The sequence below is a fragment of the Selenomonas sp. CM52 genome, assembly GCF_000292955.1.
Taxonomy (GTDB): Bacteria; Bacillota; Negativicutes; order Selenomonadales; family Selenomonadaceae; genus Selenomonas.
Genome location: NZ_ALNM01000013.1, coordinates 75,949 through 92,055 on the forward strand (window position 1 = coordinate 75,949; position 16,107 = coordinate 92,055).

The window sequence follows — 16,107 nt, forward strand, 5'->3', positions numbered from 1 at the left end:
GGATTCGTCTGCAGCGAGACATGGGAAAGGAGAAGGCGGCATGAAGATCAAGTCGGCGTTCAAGGAATACAGCGTGGATTTTTGCAGGGATTTGTCCCTGCTGCAGGATTTGGCGGCGGCGAAGGACACGTTTTTTGTGCTTGACCGTACGGTTTACGAGATTTATAAAGACCGCCTGCCAGATTTTCCGAAGGAGCGATTCTTCCTGCTTGAAGCTGTCGAGGAGAAGAAGGATATGGCGGCAATGCTCGCAATCTGTGAGCGCATGACGGAGATGAGCGCCAAGCGCAATTCGCATCTCGTGTCCTTGGGCGGCGGCATCACGCAGGATGTCACGGGCTTTGTCGCCACGGCGCTCTATCGCGGCATTCGCTGGACGTTCTTCCCGACGACGCTCCTCGCCGCCTGCGACAGCTGCATCGGCGGCAAGTCGTCACTGAACTACAAGGGCTTCAAGAACCTTCTCGGTTCCTTCTATCCGCCCGACGAGATCTTCATCTATCCCGAGTTTTTCCGGAGTCTCAGCCCGCGGGACTATTGCAGCGGCTTAGGCGAAGTCGTGAAGTTCAACGTCATTGCGGGCGCGTCGGGCATCGACGGCATGGAGCGCGATATGGAGGCGATTCTTGCGCACGATTACGAGAAGCTGCTGCAGTATGTGAGGACGTCGCTCGACTTCAAGCGCGGCTTCATCGAGGAGGACGAGTTTGATCGCGGCAAGAGGGTTCTGCTCAATTACGCGCACACCTTCGGACATGCCTTCGAGAGTGTCAGCTCCTATGAGATTCCGCACGGATCTGCCGTTGCGCTCGGTATGATTACGGCGAATGCGGTATCGGTCAAGCGCGGCTTCATCGAAGAAGCGTATGCGGCGCGCATTGCGGCGCTCTGTATGAAGATCCTCGCGCACATTCCCTGGCGTGAGGAGTGGTTCGCGCCTGCGGGCATCATCGCCGCCATTCACAAGGATAAGAAGCAGACGAGCGAGAGAATCACGGCAGTGCTTTTGAACGAAGCGCATGAGCTCAGTGTCTATCGCGATGTTGAGGAAGAAGAAATCCGGCAGGCGCTTGCGTGTCTGCTGCAATATTGGAGGAATCATCGTGGAAAATGAAGTTGTGCCTTTTTCCGAGGCGTATCAGAAGAATCGCCTGACACTGCGCGAGGTCGTGCCGCTCGCGGTACCTCTGTGCGTGTGCATCGAGCCGACGAACATCTGCAACTTCAAGTGCCTGATGTGCTGGCAGAGCACACAGGAATACACGAAGCACGGCGGTCCCTTCGGCAATATGACAGACGAGCTTTTTGACAAGCTCTTGGAGGATATGAAGGACTTCTGCCGCCATCAGGGCAAGAAGATCAAGCTCATCAAGCTCTACTCGACGGGTGAGCCGCTTCTTCACAAAGGCGTCTGCCGCATGGTGAAGAAGATCAAGGAAGCCGATGTCTGTCACGAGATGGAGATCACGACGAATGCGTCCCTTCTGACGAAGGAAGTGGCGGAGGAACTCGTTGATCTCGGACTCGACTACCTGCGCGCTTCCATCTACTCCGTGCGCACGGACGGACAGGCGCGCATCACGCAATCGCGCGTCACACCGCACGAGATTCGCGAGAACATCGCCTACTTGAAGAAGTACCGCGACGAGAAGGGAGCGAAGAAGCCCTTCATCTGTGCGAAGATCATGGACACGCACGGCGAGGAAAACGACGAGTTCTATCGCATGTACGAGGATGTGTCCGACGAGCAGCTGATTGACACGCCGTGGATTTTGCCGAAGCTTGAGGAAAATGCCCTCGACCGACTCTACGGCAGCGAGGAAAAGGGCGAGGAAGCGCAGGCGGCGTACTTGGAGCAGGCGCTTTACAAGGAGCGCAAGGTCTGCCGCTATCCGTTCACGCACATGACGGTGCGCAGCAACGGCGACGTCGTCGTCTGCTGTACGGACTGGTCGCGCGACACCTTGGTCGGCAGCATCTGTGACAATACACTGGAAGAAATCTGGAACTCGAAGAAGCTCTACGATTTTCGCTGTATGCAGCTGAAGACGAAGGGGGCGCACCACGCGCTCTGCGCGACGTGCGAAATTCCGCTGAAGGATACGAGTGAGGACAATCTCGACGATTTCCCTGTGGAGAAGCTCCATTATTGGGGGGAAGGCGATGGAAAGAAGAACGTTTCTAAATAGCCCGGTGCTCGACGAGGACATGCAGGACATCTACGCGCGTGGGCTGGATTGGCAAAAGCTCAGGGGCAAGACCGTGCTGCTCACGGGTGCGACGGGAATGCTCGCGTCTTACGTCGCGTTCTTCCTCGTCTATCTGAATGAGGAACACGCGATGGGGATGCGGCTGTTGCTCCATGTGCGAAGCGAGGAAAGAGCGCGCGCACGCTTCGGCGAGTACGCGGATGCGCCATATATCTCGCTTGTGCAGCACGATCTCAGAGAACCGTGGCAGATCGAAGGGGCGGTCGACTTCATCATCCATGCTGCAAGCCTCGCGAATCCTGCGTACTACAAGACGATGCCCGTCGAGGTCGCCGAGCCGAACGTGCTCGGCACATACCATCTGCTGCGCTTGGCAAAGGAGAAGGGGACGCAGTCCTTCCTCTTTTTCAGCAGCGGCGACGTCTACGGCAAGATGCAAGAGGGCGCGGGCGAGATTCACGAGGCGGACGTCGGCGCGGCAGATCCGCTCGATCTTTTGAGCTGCTACGGCGGCAGCAAGCGCATGGGCGAGACGTGGTGCCGGCTCTTTTCCGTCGAGTATGGCGTGAACGCGAAGATCGCACGCATCGCGCACACCTACGCGCCGACGATGGATATTGAGAGCGATCCGCGCGTCTTCTCCTCCTTCATGAAGTGCGTTGCGGCGGGCACGGACATCGTCATGCACAGCGACGGTAGCGCATGCCGTCCCTTCTGCTACATCGCCGACGCTGTTTCGGCGTTCTTTCTCATCCTCTTCGAGGGCGCGGCGGGCGAGGCGTACAACGTGTCGAACGACAGGGCGTTCTTGAGCATCCGCGAGCTTGCGGAAATCCTCGTGAAATTGCGTCCCGAACTGGGATTGAAGGTCATCGCGAAGGAACGGCCGAAGGGCGCGGCGTATCTGGAAAACAGTTTCAACAAGGCGAACCTCCCCAGTGCCGACAAACTTCGAGAACTCGGCTGGCAATGCCGCTTCGACGCGGCAGCGGGATTCGCACGCGTCTGGCGATACCTGCGCGATGTGCAAACATCTTGCCAAGCGAGCGGAAAAAGGGTAGAATAAGGGAAAGACGGCAAGAAGGGGGTCATACGATGAAACACATCAAGACGGTCAACAAGCCGACGATGCAGAAGACGCTGAAGACGGGCGGCTGCGGCGAATGCCAGGCGTCGTGCCAGTCGGCATGCAAGACGTCCTGCACGGTGGGCAATCAGGTCTGTGAGAGCAGGAAGCAAGCGTGAGATTCTGGAAAGGGCGATTCTGCTGAAGCCGATGTTTCGGTGGTGATGCACTGCCCAACACGAACACGGAATCTCGCAAGTTGAGGAAGCACTGATAAATTCCGACCCGCCATCTTGGCGCATCTTTTCCGCCCTCTCTGCGTCGGCAAATCCTCCGCATAGCCCCGCTATGCGTCCGGTTTGTCTCCTTGATAGGACGAAAAATCTGCACCAATCTGACGGACTTCATTTTATCAGTGATTCCTCTAAAGCCCGTCCATTCCCCTAACAACCGACCAAAATTCAAACGCGCTTCGCTTGAACGAGAATTTTGGTCGAGGGGGAATGGGCGGGCTTCTTCACGCTTGCTCAAAACGGTTCGCTTATGGGCAGTGCATCACCCCATCCTTGAAGCATGACCTTTCTGCCGCAGCATATATGGAGGAATTATGAAAGAGAGAATACATAAGTTCAAACAGGCGGACAGCTTTATCCTGCTTGATGTCAACAGCGGTGCCGTCCATGTCGTCGACGAGATGATCTACGACATCATGGACGTCTTCGACGGCGCGAATGATCGGGCGGTCGTCGATGCGCTCGGTGCGAAGTACCCGAGGGCGGAACTTTCCGAAGCGCTCGAAGAGCTGCACGAACTCATGGCGCTCGGCGAGCTTTTCGCGCCCGACATTGACGTGCCGCCGACGTTTTCCCAGAAGGGACTCGTGAAGTCGCTGTGCCTGATGGTCGCGCAGGACTGCAACCTGCGCTGCAAATACTGCTTCGGCGACGGCGGCAACTACGGCATGGAGCGCGCCGTCATGACGCCCGAGGTCGGATGTCGCGCCGTCGATTTCCTCATCGAGGGTTCAGGGCCGCGCAAGCACTGTGAGATTGACTTCTTCGGCGGCGAGCCGCTCCTCAACATGAAGACGATCAAGAAGGTGACGGAGCATATAAAGAAGCGCGAGAAGGAGACGGGCAAGATCTTCAAGCTCACGTTGACGACGAACGGCATGCTCTTGAACGATGCGAACATCGCGTGGCTCAACGAGAACGATTTCTCGCTCGTGCTGTCGCTCGACGGGCGCAGGGAGACGAACGACGCCATGCGTCCCGACGTCGGCGGACACGGCACTTATGACCGTATCGTGGAAAACTTCCGAAGGTGTCTTGCGAGCCGCGCAGGCGGCGACTGGGACTATCGCGGCGTCTATACCTATCTTCGCGGCACCTACACGAAGCGCAATCTCGACTTCACCGAGGACGTGCTCTCGATGCACGATGCGGGATTCAATATTCTCTCGGTCGAGCCTGTCGTCTTGAAGGACAGCCCGCTCGCCCTCATGGAAGAAGATTTGCCGCGCATCCGCGAGGAGTACGACCGCCTCGCCGCCGCTTACATGGAGCGGCATCGCGCGGGCAGGGGATTCTTCTTCTTCCACTTCAACATGGACTTGTCGAACGGCCCTTGCGTCGCCAAGCGCCTCTCGGGCTGCGGCGCGGGTCACGAATACTTCGCCGTCGCAGAAAACGGCGACCTCTACCCGTGTCATCAATTTGTCGGTAGAAAGCGCTACAAGCTCGGCAGCATCTACGACGGAGTGACGGACGAAGAACTGCCGCCGTACTTTCGCGAGTCGCACGTCCTCAACAAGGAAAAATGTGCCGACTGCTGGGCACGCTTCTTCTGCAGCGGCGGCTGCCACGCCAACGCCGACCTATTCCACGGCGATATAAGAAAGCCTTACGAAGTCGGCTGCGAGATTCAGAAAAAGCGTCTCGAATGTGCGCTCTACGTGCAGGCGCTGCTGGCACTGGAGAAGGAAGAACAGGTGCAGGCGGCTGCTCTGTAGGATGATTTCACTGACAGATGGAGGGGAATCTGCCTGCACAAGCGTCCGCGCTGCACGTGTTTGTGTCCTCGTACATGAAAACGGAGGTGAGATGACTTTGAATCGAATTGTCGTTGTGTCCATGGTGCGTAATGAAGAGGACATCATTGAGAGCTTTGTGCGCTGGCATTGTGCGATTGCAGACGCTATGCTGGTGCTCGATCACAGGAGTACGGATCGTACAAAGGAAATCTTGTGCGCACTGCGAGATGAGGGCCTGCCTCTTATCCTTGCAGAGGCGGAGGATATGGCGTACAGGCAGTGGGAATATACGACGGAGCTTGTGGTTCGTGCGTTCCGTGAGTTTTCCGCGGATGTCGTATGCCCGCTGGATGCGGATGAGTTTTTACTGGCTGATACCGAGGATGTCTTCCAGAGTCGCCGCATTCTGCAAAACTTGGAGCTTGGAGTTTATTATCACTTGGCATGGATTGATCATTTCCTTACGCGCCCCGAGGAAGATCAGGACATGTTCCTTCTCGCACGCGATCATGTGCGAGAACGGAGTCCCAGAATGGACAGCAAGGTTTTGTTGACTCGCAGAGACGAGGATATTCCTCTTTGGCTGGAAGGAAGGATGTCCGTTGCGCAGGGAAATCATTTCGTGGCGATTCGTGAAAACGGCAGGTCAGTATCTTGTCCGATGCGCGAAGTAGCAGGACTATACCTTGCACATTTCCCAGAACGCAGCATAGAGCAGATCCTATCCAAAAACATTGTTGGCTGGCTCACGAATGTAGCAAAGTTTTCCGGCGGAACTGTTATGGCAATCCATTGGCGTCTTATTTTTCAAGCATACCTCGCGCATGAACGATTCGAAATGTCAACGGCAAGCGATCCCTTACCGAGTCGGCAGGACGCTTTTCGAGGACGTTTCCCGCTTCGCTTCACACGGGAGGAAGTTCCCGAGCATAAGCTGCTGCGCAACATCATGCTGACGGCGGAAGGAATCGCAGAGGCCCATGCGCAGAAGGAAGCCGTTCTCCGCATAGTGGAAAGAGATGGACAAAAGCATGTAGAACCGCCCGTGGTCAGTGTGCTTATTCCTTTTTATGGTGACATGCAGGCACTTCGCCTTTCTCTTAGCGATCTTGCTTTGCAAAAATATTCTTTTTACGAATGCATCCTCCTGTGCTTTTCTCCCGTGGAAAAGGAGAGCCTCCGCGTCCTTGCCGAAGAGGCGGGGATATCGCATCCGCTCATTCTGGCGAAGGATGAGATTCAGCATTTGCCGAAGCATGTCCGTGGCACCTATGTGCAGTATTTCCTGCCGGACGTTTCCCACAATAGCGCCTGCTTGCAGCAGATGGTGACCTCGCTTGCACTGAACGATGATATTTCTTTTGTGATGGCGGATGCTGAAGTATCGGAGGGAGATGTTCCTGAGCCGCCCGTTTATTTGGACTTTGCCACGTATGGACTGCCGTTTTATGTTTTTGAAAGTGACGACCTGCGAAAGACAATTCTCAAACAGGGGAAATTTCCTAAAGGCGGCATGTCCGAAGCGCTCTTTCGACGTGAGACGATGGAATCTTGCAATTATCTTCTAAGAGAACTGCAAGATATGAGTCTGCAAAGGCTTTCTCTATGGCTCTCAATCTTTGAGAAAACAAGCCGCGTTGGCTTCTTTAAGAAAGCGCTCGTTCAGGTTCGGCGAAGGCTCAGTTCAGAGGAAAAACTCCTTTGCCACATGGAATGGCTATTGTTGCTTGAGCAGGAGATTCAAACGAGAAAACGGGGGATTTCTTCAGAAGAACTGAAAGTTGCCGTTACGCTTGCCATAGATGGCAACCGCGATGGAATCCTCGCCGTCCGGTCTGGCGTAAGTTCTGGACTTTATGAAGCGTGCAGCAGACTTCGGTCAGAACTGGCGCAGCAGGTATGCTGATTGAGGCACTTCCGATGCTTGGAGAAAGAGAGCGGACGATGCTTTGGATATGCATTTTGTTGTAATGGGTGCATGAAGTTGATAGACTTCATGCACCCGTTTTTTTTTGCAGCATAAAGACAATGCGTTTATTTTCTATATTGACAGAAGAAAACGACAGCTTTATAATAAGATAACAAAAGATAACAAAATATAAACTAAATTAACATCAAGGGGGCGCATATGATTTCGATCGACAGGAAGAAATTTATTCTTGACTACCTGCAGCAGAATGAAACGGTCACGAGCAGCGTCCTGGTGCAGGCGCTCAATGTCACGGCCATGACGATTAGCCGTGATCTCAAACAGTTGGAAGAGAAGGGGCTGCTCGTGCGCACGCACGGCGGAGCCATGCTGCCAAACTACATCGTGGAAGAGACTTCGTATGCGAAGAAGAAGGTGCGCGATATCGAAGTTAAGCGGCGCATCGCGGAGGCGGCGCTGCGGCAGATTCGTGCGGGTATGACGGTCTTCTTCGATGCAGGCACGACGACGTTCGAGATTGCTGACCGTTTGAAGAAATCAGCGCCCGCTAATATCACGGTTGTGACGAACGATTTGCACATAGGTGCGCATCTGTATTCTCAAACAGAGATTCGCACCATCCTCTTGGGCGGTGTCGTCTTGCCGGAGACAGGGGCTGTTGCGGGTGCTATGGCGACGGAGCAGCTTGTGCGTTACGGCATTGATCTCGCCTTTGTCGGCACGTCTGCCGTCACGGAGGACTTCTTTCTTGTCGTACCGACGGAGAGCAAGTGCGTGTTCAAGCGGAAACTCCTTGAGATAAGCGAGGTTTCGATACTTGTCGCTGATCGATCGAAGTTCCGCAAGAAAAAGCTCTATAAGGCGGCTCATATGAGCGAACTGGATCGCGTCATCACGGATTATCCGTTTACGAAGACAGAGGTGAAGAAGGCGATGCCGCGTGGAGAAATCATCGCGATTTGATCGGCTTGCCGGGAAGGAGAAGATACGATGAAAGGCGTGATTGTTGCTGACGATCTGACAGGGGCGAATGCATCGGGCGTGCTCCTCAAGAAAATTGGACTTAGTGTGAGCAGTCTCTTTCGCCTGACTGGAGCGACAGAGCACAAGGCGGATGTGCTGGCCTACTCGACGGCGAGCCGCGGATTATCCTCCGAGGAGGCTTTCCGACGTGTCAGAGAAGCCTTTTTGCAGTTGAAGTCGGGTGGTGAATTTTTCAACAAGCGCATTGATTCGACGCTGCGCGGCAATATCGGAGCGGAGATTGACGGGGCACTTTCCGCCTTGGGCGACGACTTTACGGCGATTGTCGTACCCGCTTATCCCGACTCGGGACGCATCGTCGCAAATCGAACGATGCTCGTGAACGGCATGCTTCTGACAGAGTCGGATGCGGGGCGCGATCCGAAGATGCCCGTTGCATCGGATGATGTTGTAGATCTTGTCGCGCAGCAAACGCGCCACGAGGTGCGATACTTTTCGTTGAAAGATTTGGCGCAGGACGTGGACTCGTTTGCCGCTGTCGTCAGAGAAGCGGCGAAGGAGGTGCGCGTTCTCGTCTTTGATGCGGTGCGCAATGAAGATGTGCAGAAGATCGCCAAAGCGGTGCTGCAGAGCGGCTGCCGCGTGCTGACGGTCGATCCCGGGCCCTTGACCATGCAGTTTGTGTACGAGATGCAGGTGAAGGAAAAGCGCGAACAGAAGGTTTTGCTCGTCATCGGCAGCGTGACGGCGACGACGAAGCGGCAGATTGCCGATTTGCTGCAAAAGAGGCGCGTATTCTTTGTCGACATGCGCGTGAAGGAGTTTTTCGAGAAGGAGCGGCGTGAGGCGGAAGTTCGGCGGGTCGTCAATAAGATCTGTGATGCCGTAGACGCTGAAGACGTTCTCTTGCTGACGACGACGCCGCTTTCTGATGAGGGACATCTCGATCTCAAGGCGACTGCGAAGGCACTCGGTGTCACTCCGGAGGATGTGTCACGCATCCTTTCCGGCACATTGACCGAGGCTGCGGGCGAGATCTTGGAGAAGAGCGGCAAACTCGAGGGTATTTATTGCTCGGGCGGCGACATCACGATTGCTCTCTTGGAGAAGTTGGACGCCGACGGCATTGAGGTGCGTGACGAGGTTCTGCCGCTTGCTGTCTACGGGCGCATTCTTGGCGGCCGCCTGCCGAAGCTGCGCATTGTGACGAAGGGGGGGATGATCGGCGGCGATGATGCGATCGGGCTTTGCTTGGAAAAAATCGCCAAGGATATTGCCCTTTGATGATTCTTGAAAGATAAAAGGAGTTGTGCGTATGGAAAAGAATGTAATGGAAAAACCTCTGATCGGTGTGCCTATGGGCGATCCTGCCGGAGTCGGTGCGGAGATCACCGTCAAATCTTTGCTCGACAAGAAGGTGACGGATGTTGCGAGGGTCATCGTCGTCGGCGATAAGGGCACGATGGAGCAAGCAATCGGTGTCTGCGGTGTAAAAGCGCGCATCCATACGGTGGAGGATCCTGCGGCTGCCGTCGATGAGGCGGGCGTCATCAATCTTATTGATCTCAAAAATGTCGATATGGCGAAGCTGAAGATGGGCGAAGTCCAAGCGATGTGCGGACAGGCGGCATTTGATTACATCAAGAAGTGCGTGGAGCTGGCGATGGCGCACAAGATTGATGCGATTGCCACGACGCCGATCAATAAGGAGTCTCTGCGTGCGGCGAAGATTAACTACATCGGACATACGGAGATTCTTGGCGGACTGTCGAACTCGCGTGATCCGCTGACGATGTTCGAGGTTGACGAGATGCGCGTATTCTTCCTCACGCGTCACATGTCACTGCGCGATGCCTGTGATGCCATTACGAAGGAGCGCGTGCTTGAGTATATCCGCCGCTGCACGAAAGCATTGAAGCAGCTCGGCGTTGAGGGAAAGATGGCCGTCGCGGGACTCAATCCGCACTCGGGTGAGCATGGGCTCTTCGGTTGGGAAGAAGTCAAGGAAATTGCGCCTGCTGTGGAAGAGGCGCAGAAGGAAGGCTATGATGTCGTGGGCCCGATCGGTCCGGACTCCGTCTTTCATCAGGCGTTGCAGGGACGCTATCAGGCGGTTCTTTCCCTCTATCACGATCAAGGTCATATCGCGACGAAGACGTATGACTTCGAGCGTACGATCGCCGTCACACTCGACATGCCGTTCCTGCGCACGTCGGTCGATCACGGCACGGCTTTCGACATCGCCGGAAAGGGCATCGTGAGTGCCGTGAGCATGGTGGAGGCGATCCGCCTCGCAGCAAAATATGCCCCGAATTTCAAGCAGGGATGAACGGGGCAGTTCCGCAGAAGTAATGATTTCATGAACAAGGAGATGAATCCTCATGGCTGCAGAAACGCAAATACTCATAGGTCTTGGCTTTGGTATTGCCTGCTTGATTTTCATGATCATGAAGACCAAGATTCATACATTCTTGGCGCTGATCTTGGCAACCGTCCTCGTCGGTGTGATCGGCGGCATCGAGTTCAAGCAGATTGTCGCGAGCATCACGAAGGGTTTCGGCGGTACGCTTGGGAGCATCGGCATCATCATCGGCTTTGGCGTCATGATGGGCCAGCTCTTCGAGGTATCGGGTGCGGCGAAGCGCATGGCATTGTGCTTTCTCAAGCTTTTCGGCAAGGGACGTGAAGAAATCGCTATGGCGTTGACGGGCTTCCTCGTCTCCATCCCGATTTTCTGTGATTCGGGTTTTGTCATCTTGACGCCTCTGGCCAAGGCGATTTCTACAGAAGCGCGCAAGTCGATTGTTTCCATCGGCATCGCGCTCGCCACTGGTCTCGTTATCACGCATACGATGGTGCCGCCGACCCCGGGACCTGTGGGAGTCGCAGGCATCTTTGAAGTGAGCGTCGGATCCTTGATTCTCTGGGGACTCGTGCTTTCCGTGCCGATGCTCATCGGTCCTTTGCTCTTTGCGAAGTGGGCGGGCGAAAGGATTTGGCAGATTCCGACAGCGGATGGCGGTTGGACGCGTGACAGATCGTATGCGGCATCGAACCAGGGAAGCAGCATCTACGATGACGCGCATCTGCCTTCGGCCTTCATCTCGTTTGCGCCGATCGTTGTGCCGATCCTTTTGATTCTTATTGGTACAGTGGCGGCTGCCATGGGGATGAAAGGGCAGATCGCCGATGCCATTCAGTTCTTCGGTACACCGGTTATTGCCGTCGGCATTGGACTTCTCCTGACGATCTATGGCCTGACGGGAAGTCTCGACAAGAAACGCGTGCTGGAGGAAATGGAAACAGGCATCAAGTCGGCGGGCATCATCATCCTCATCACAGGCGGCGGCGGCGCTTTCGGCATGTTGATCCGCGACAGCGGCGTCGGCACGGTTTTGGCCGAAGCCATGCTGCAGACGAGCATTCCTGCCATATTGCTGCCGTTCTTCATCGCGACGATCGTGCGCTTCATCCAAGGCAGCGGCACGGTGGCGATGATCACGGCAGCCTCGATCACGGCGCCAATTATCGCGAATCTCTCCGTGAACCCCGTCTTCGCGGCTCTCGCCGCCTGTGTGGGCTCGCTTTTCTACTCGTATTTCAACGACAGTTTCTTCTGGGTCGTCAACCGCTCCATCGGTATCACCGAAGGCAAAGAGCAGCTGCGCCTCTACTCCGTTGCCAGCACGATTGCTTGGGCGACCGGCATCATCGTGCTCCTGATTCTCAACGCGATGTTCGGTTGATATTTCTGTAGTTTTCATCGAAGTCTCCATGCTGCAGTCGATGTGGCATGGAGACCTTTATTTTAGCGTGAAATCTCAAGAGGTCAAGCGAAGGCGCAGATCGATTGGCTAGGTTTCTGTAAGGGCGGCGCACAATGTCTGCAAAGTAGACTTTTGTGCGTGTAGTCTACTGATCATGTGTGCGGTATGTTGAAGGAGGGCGAAGAAGCTGATGCAGCAGCCGTGAAACAACCCATAGAAAAAGCGACCCTTGGGGAAAGGGTCGCTTTTTGGGAGTGGTCGGGGATTGGGGAAATCCCCTCTGGATAGTGGTTATGGGGTTTGAGAAGGTTTTAGAAAGCACGGACGAATCGAGAGCGTCGATGGGACGGACTCATCGTTAGCCGTGATTTCTTTATGGGGAAGTTCCCGGGGCGGTTCAAGATCCCCGCCCCGAGGGAAAGTCATTACTTATTGCCGAAGTAGCGGTCGAAGAGACCCTTGAAGCCGCGGCCGTGACGCGCCTCGTCCTTGCACATCTCGTGCACGGTGTCGTGGATGGCGTCGAGGTTCAGCTGCTTCGCGAGCGTAGCGAGCTCCTTCTTGCCTGCGCAGGCGCCGTGCTCGGCGTCGACGCGCATCTTGAGGTTCTCCTTCGTGCTGTTCGTCAGAACCTCGCCGAGAAGCTCCGCGAACTTCGCTGCATGCTCGGCTTCCTCGAAAGCGTAGCGCTTGAAGGCCTCGGCGATCTCGGGGTAGCCCTCGCGGTCTGCCTGGCGGCTCATCGCGAGGTACATGCCGACTTCGGAACACTCGCCCGTGAAGTTCATGCGCAGGCCTTCGATGACCTTTTCATCCGCTCCCTTGGCGGCGCCGACATGATGCTCATCCGCATACTGCATGTCACCCGTCTGCTCGACGAACTTGGAAGCGGGAGCATGACAGATCGGACACTCTGCCGGAGCCTGGTCGCCCTCGTGAACATAACCGCAAACCGTGCAAACAAACTTTTTCATTTTACATTACCTCCCAAAATATCGTGGATGTTTTTCTTTTTCTTGGTAGTGGCTCGCGATTCACCGTGCGGGGTGTTTCCCTCATGTGCTTGTCGCTTGCTGTGCTCTTATTATAGGCGAAGTGTCCCAAGAAGGAAATATCGAAAAAATGCTAAATAACAAAGATATAGTCATATATCATGAAATATCTCCGTATATCTCGCGTTTTTATACTTTTTCAAAATAAATACTAGTGGATAATTATTATTGATAAGAAGTATCGCTATACTTGCGCGAAGCGTTTCAAAAAAAGGCGGGCTTGTGGTATGATAGGCAGAGAAACGACGGAGAGCTTCGGCAAAAAGTTCGGCGCGATGGCTGAGGGACGCGGCGCTCTCCTATGGAAAGGTGTTGCAGCAATGTTTACGGTGGAAACGGCTTCACCCGAGGAGACGGCGGCGCTCGCCGAGCGCATCGGGGCGCTTTGCCCAGCGGGGACGGTCTTCGCGCTCGCCGGCGATCTCGGCGCGGGAAAGACGCTCTTCGTGCAGGGATTGGCGCGTGGTTTGGGGTTTTCGGGCGAGGTCACGAGTCCGACGTTCAACTTGATGAACGTATATGAAGGGAAGATGCGCCTTACGCATTTCGACGTCTATCGCCTGGAGCGTGCCGAGGAGCTTTATGACATCGGCTTCTACGAGTATGCGGACGATTCCGAGGGTGTCGTCGTCGTCGAGTGGTTCGACAAGTTCAGCGAGGAGATGCCCGCAGACTATGTGCGCGTGACGATCGAGCGCGTGGCATCTTCGGCGGGGGAGGTCGATTCAGAGGAGGCGGCGGATCGCCGTCGGCTGTGTTTTTCGCTTGTGGGAGTGCAGCTCAAGGAATTTTTTGAGGAGATGAGGGACGTTGTCGATTCTGGCGATTGATACGGCAAGCTCGGTGTCGAGCGTCGCCGTGGCGAGCGAGGGGAAACTGCAGGCGGAAGTGACGGTTGAGGCGGGGCGCACGCATTCGGAGACGCTTCTTTCGCATATCGAGGGGGCGCTCTCCTTCGCGGGCGTCGAGCGCTCGGCTCTCCGAGGCGTCGCCGTGGGCATCGGCCCCGGCTCTTTCACGGGGCTTCGCATCGGCTTGGCGACGGCGAAGGCGATCGCTTACGGTCTGGGCATCCCGCTTGTCGGCGTTTCGACCTTGGCGGCGCTCGCGCTCGCCTTCCCCGTGCCGGACGTTCATACGCTCGCCCTGATGGACGCGCAGAAGGGAAACGCCTATGCAGGTCTCTACGAGTGGCGTGACGGGAGTCTGCACGAGGTGCATCCCGTGTGCGTTGCGCCGCTTGCCGAGGCGATCAGCGAGGCGGCGGACATGGGAAAACCCGTATTGCTGACGGGAGAACTCGCAGTGAAGAAGCGTGCGCGTCTCGGAAATCTGCCCGACAATGTCACGCTCGCGCCCGCGCATCTTCTGACGGCGCGCGCCTCGCACGTTGCATGGCTCGGCATCGCGCGGCTTGCGGCGGGCGAGTGCGATGATCCCATGACGCTGGAGCCGTTCTACATTCGGCGCTCGGAGGCGGAGGTGCTTTGGGAGAAGCGCCATGGCAAAGAAAAGACGGAGGGGGCGTCATGCTGACCTTTCGCAAGATGCTGCCCACGGACGCCGCTGCCGTCGAGAAGGTGGAGCTGGCGTGCTTTTCCATGCCGTGGTCGCGCGAGTCTTTCTGGGAGGAGGCCGCGCAGGAAGCGGCTTACTACTTGTTGGCGCTCGACGACGGAGAAGTCATCGGCTACGTCGGCGTCTGGCTGCTCGGCGAGGAGGGCCACATCACGAACGTCGCCGTTGCGCCCGAGATGCGCCGGCGCGGCGTCGGCGCAGCGCTGCTCGCAGAACTCATGCGGATCGCCATGGAGCACAGCGTGCGCAGCATGACGCTTGAAGTGCGCCCGTCGAACGAGGCGGCGCTCGCGCTCTACAGGAAGTTCGGCTTTCGGAGTGTCGGCAGGCGGCCGCACTACTATACGGATAATGCGGAGGATGCGGAAATCCTCTGGAACACGGACATCGAAGCGACGCTTGCCGCACTCGGCGGGACGGACGGAAAAGGAGATGAGGCGCATGGATAAGGACATCTTGACGCTCGCCATCGAGACGAGCTGCGACGAGACGTCCACCGCCGTGCTGCGCGGCGGGCGCGAAATCTTGTCGAACATCATCGCGACGCAGATCCCCGTGCATCAAAAGTACGGCGGCGTCGTGCCCGAGATTGCGTCGCGCTGTCATATCGTGAACATCGTGCCCGTCATCGACGAGGCGCTCAAGGAGGCGGGTGTTGCCAAGGGGGAGATCGGTCAAGTTGCCGTCACCTACGGGCCGGGGCTTGTCGGTGCATTGCTCGTTGGCGTCGCCGCCGCCAAGGGGCTTTCCTTCTCGCTCGGCGTGCCGCTCATCGGCGTCAATCATCTCGAGGGCCATATCTTTGCGAATTTCTTGAGTTCGCCGGAGCTAAAGCCGCCGTTTGTGGCGCTCGTCGCTTCGGGTGGGCATACGGCGCTCGTCCACGTCAAGGACTACAACCATTTCACCTTGCTTGGGCAGACGCGCGACGATGCGGCGGGCGAGGCGTTTGACAAGGTGGCTCGCGTGCTCGGGCTGCCCTATCCGGGCGGCCCCGAGATCGATCGCCTCGCGAAAGAGGGCGACGCCTCGGCCATCGACTTTCCGCGCGCCTTGGAAGAAGAGGGCAACTATGAGTTCAGCTTCAGCGGCCTGAAATCTGCCGTCTTAAATTATCTGAACTCGATGAAGCTCAAGAAGATCGAGGTCAATGCCGCCGACGTCGCAGCGTCGTTTCAGAACGCCGTCGTCGAGACGCTCGTCGAGAAGTCGCTCGCGGCTCTGCGCGAGACGGGGCTGAGGACGCTGGTCTTGGCAGGTGGCGTCGCGGCGAACAGCTCGCTCGAAGGGCGGCTTCGCCAGGCGGCGGCGGAGAGTGGCGTCGAGTTCCATTATCCAGGGCTTCGGCTCTGCACGGACAATGCGGCGATGATCGGCTGCCGCGCCTACTATCAAGCTCTGGCGGGTGGCTTCGCCGACTCTCATCTGAACGCCGTGCCGGGGCTTTCGCTGCGCGATGTGGGCGGGGAGTGAAGCATGTTTCCGATG

The 16,107-nt window shown here is 56.6% G+C and carries 15 protein-coding genes and 1 pseudogene; 14 read left to right on the top strand and 2 right to left on the bottom strand.

Annotation, left to right across the window (positions count from 1 at the left end; all coding sequences use genetic code 11):
* Positions 1-40 precede the first annotated feature (40 nt).
* The 4 genes from HMPREF1153_RS03125 to scfA are packed head-to-tail and all read left to right on the top strand — an operon-like array spanning position 41 to position 3,455.
* Complete coding sequence (locus HMPREF1153_RS03125; protein ID WP_009645486.1) at positions 41-1,114, top strand: AroB-related putative sugar phosphate phospholyase (cyclizing); 1,074 nt, start codon at positions 41-43, stop codon at positions 1,112-1,114.
* On the top strand, positions 1,104-2,189 hold the full coding sequence (locus tag HMPREF1153_RS03130) for a radical SAM/SPASM domain-containing protein (RefSeq protein WP_006193461.1): 1,086 nt from the start codon (positions 1,104-1,106) through the stop codon (positions 2,187-2,189). Before HMPREF1153_RS03125 ends, HMPREF1153_RS03130 begins: the two co-directional genes overlap by 11 nt.
* The gene (locus tag HMPREF1153_RS03135) at positions 2,164-3,276 is read left to right on the top strand and encodes an NAD-dependent epimerase/dehydratase family protein (protein WP_232208176.1); all 1,113 of its coding nucleotides are present in this window, start codon (positions 2,164-2,166) and stop codon (positions 3,274-3,276) included. Before HMPREF1153_RS03130 ends, HMPREF1153_RS03135 begins: the two co-directional genes overlap by 26 nt.
* A 29-nt stretch (positions 3,277-3,305) precedes the next feature.
* Positions 3,306-3,455: a six-cysteine ranthipeptide SCIFF gene (scfA, locus tag HMPREF1153_RS12240; RefSeq protein ID WP_006193459.1), complete on the top strand. Its 150-nt coding sequence runs from the start codon at positions 3,306-3,308 to the stop codon at positions 3,453-3,455.
* Positions 3,456-3,538: 83 nt separating this feature from the next.
* Here the strand turns inward: scfA and HMPREF1153_RS13010 are convergent.
* Positions 3,539-3,684 (bottom strand): annotated as a pseudogene (locus tag HMPREF1153_RS13010) (ABC transporter substrate-binding protein); the annotation flags it as partial.
* Between the two features lie 199 nt (positions 3,685-3,883).
* On the opposite strand from HMPREF1153_RS13010, the gene scfB reads away from it, so the two are divergent.
* From scfB to HMPREF1153_RS03165, 6 genes are all read left to right on the top strand, one after another.
* The gene (gene scfB / locus HMPREF1153_RS03140; RefSeq protein ID WP_009645424.1) at positions 3,884-5,287 is read left to right on the top strand and encodes a thioether cross-link-forming SCIFF peptide maturase; all 1,404 of its coding nucleotides are present in this window, start codon (positions 3,884-3,886) and stop codon (positions 5,285-5,287) included.
* A 97-nt stretch (positions 5,288-5,384) separates the two neighbouring features.
* Positions 5,385-7,214, top strand: coding sequence for a glycosyltransferase family 2 protein (locus HMPREF1153_RS03145; protein WP_198003313.1), 1,830 nt, complete (start codon positions 5,385-5,387; stop codon positions 7,212-7,214).
* 222 nt (positions 7,215-7,436) lie between these two features.
* Positions 7,437-8,201: a DeoR/GlpR family DNA-binding transcription regulator gene (locus HMPREF1153_RS03150; protein WP_009645501.1), complete on the top strand. Its 765-nt coding sequence runs from the start codon at positions 7,437-7,439 to the stop codon at positions 8,199-8,201.
* Positions 8,202-8,228: 27 nt separating this feature from the next.
* On the top strand, positions 8,229-9,506 hold the full coding sequence (locus HMPREF1153_RS03155; protein ID WP_009645468.1) for a four-carbon acid sugar kinase family protein: 1,278 nt from the start codon (positions 8,229-8,231) through the stop codon (positions 9,504-9,506).
* 31 nt (positions 9,507-9,537) lie between these two features.
* Positions 9,538-10,551, top strand: a complete 1,014-nt coding sequence (pdxA, locus tag HMPREF1153_RS03160; RefSeq protein ID WP_009645515.1) for a 4-hydroxythreonine-4-phosphate dehydrogenase PdxA — start codon at positions 9,538-9,540, stop codon at positions 10,549-10,551.
* A 52-nt stretch (positions 10,552-10,603) separates the two neighbouring features.
* Entirely contained in the window at positions 10,604-11,968 is a 1,365-nt protein-coding gene (locus tag HMPREF1153_RS03165) for a GntP family permease (protein WP_009645502.1), read from the top strand.
* Between the two features lie 446 nt (positions 11,969-12,414).
* On the opposite strand, the gene HMPREF1153_RS03170 is transcribed toward HMPREF1153_RS03165, so the two are convergent.
* A complete protein-coding gene (locus HMPREF1153_RS03170) occupies positions 12,415-12,963 on the bottom strand; it encodes an NADH peroxidase (RefSeq protein ID WP_006193450.1) in 549 nt (182 codons plus the stop codon).
* Positions 12,964-13,268: 305 nt separating this feature from the next.
* Here HMPREF1153_RS03170 and tsaE point away from each other — a divergent pair, with 305 nt between their 5' ends.
* The 4 genes from tsaE to tsaD are packed head-to-tail and all read left to right on the top strand — an operon-like array spanning position 13,269 to position 16,092.
* A complete protein-coding gene (gene tsaE, locus HMPREF1153_RS03175; RefSeq protein ID WP_009645417.1) occupies positions 13,269-13,871 on the top strand; it encodes a tRNA (adenosine(37)-N6)-threonylcarbamoyltransferase complex ATPase subunit type 1 TsaE in 603 nt (200 codons plus the stop codon).
* Positions 13,852-14,577, top strand: a complete 726-nt coding sequence (gene tsaB, locus HMPREF1153_RS03180) for a tRNA (adenosine(37)-N6)-threonylcarbamoyltransferase complex dimerization subunit type 1 TsaB (RefSeq protein WP_009645490.1) — start codon at positions 13,852-13,854, stop codon at positions 14,575-14,577. Before tsaE ends, tsaB begins: the two co-directional genes overlap by 20 nt.
* Entirely contained in the window at positions 14,571-15,068 is a 498-nt protein-coding gene (rimI, locus tag HMPREF1153_RS03185) for a ribosomal protein S18-alanine N-acetyltransferase (RefSeq protein ID WP_009645469.1), read from the top strand. The genes tsaB and rimI overlap by 7 nt, the downstream gene beginning before the upstream one ends.
* The gene (tsaD, locus tag HMPREF1153_RS03190; protein ID WP_009645474.1) at positions 15,061-16,092 is read left to right on the top strand and encodes a tRNA (adenosine(37)-N6)-threonylcarbamoyltransferase complex transferase subunit TsaD; all 1,032 of its coding nucleotides are present in this window, start codon (positions 15,061-15,063) and stop codon (positions 16,090-16,092) included. Before rimI ends, tsaD begins: the two co-directional genes overlap by 8 nt.
* The last annotated feature ends 15 nt before the right edge of the window (positions 16,093-16,107 follow it).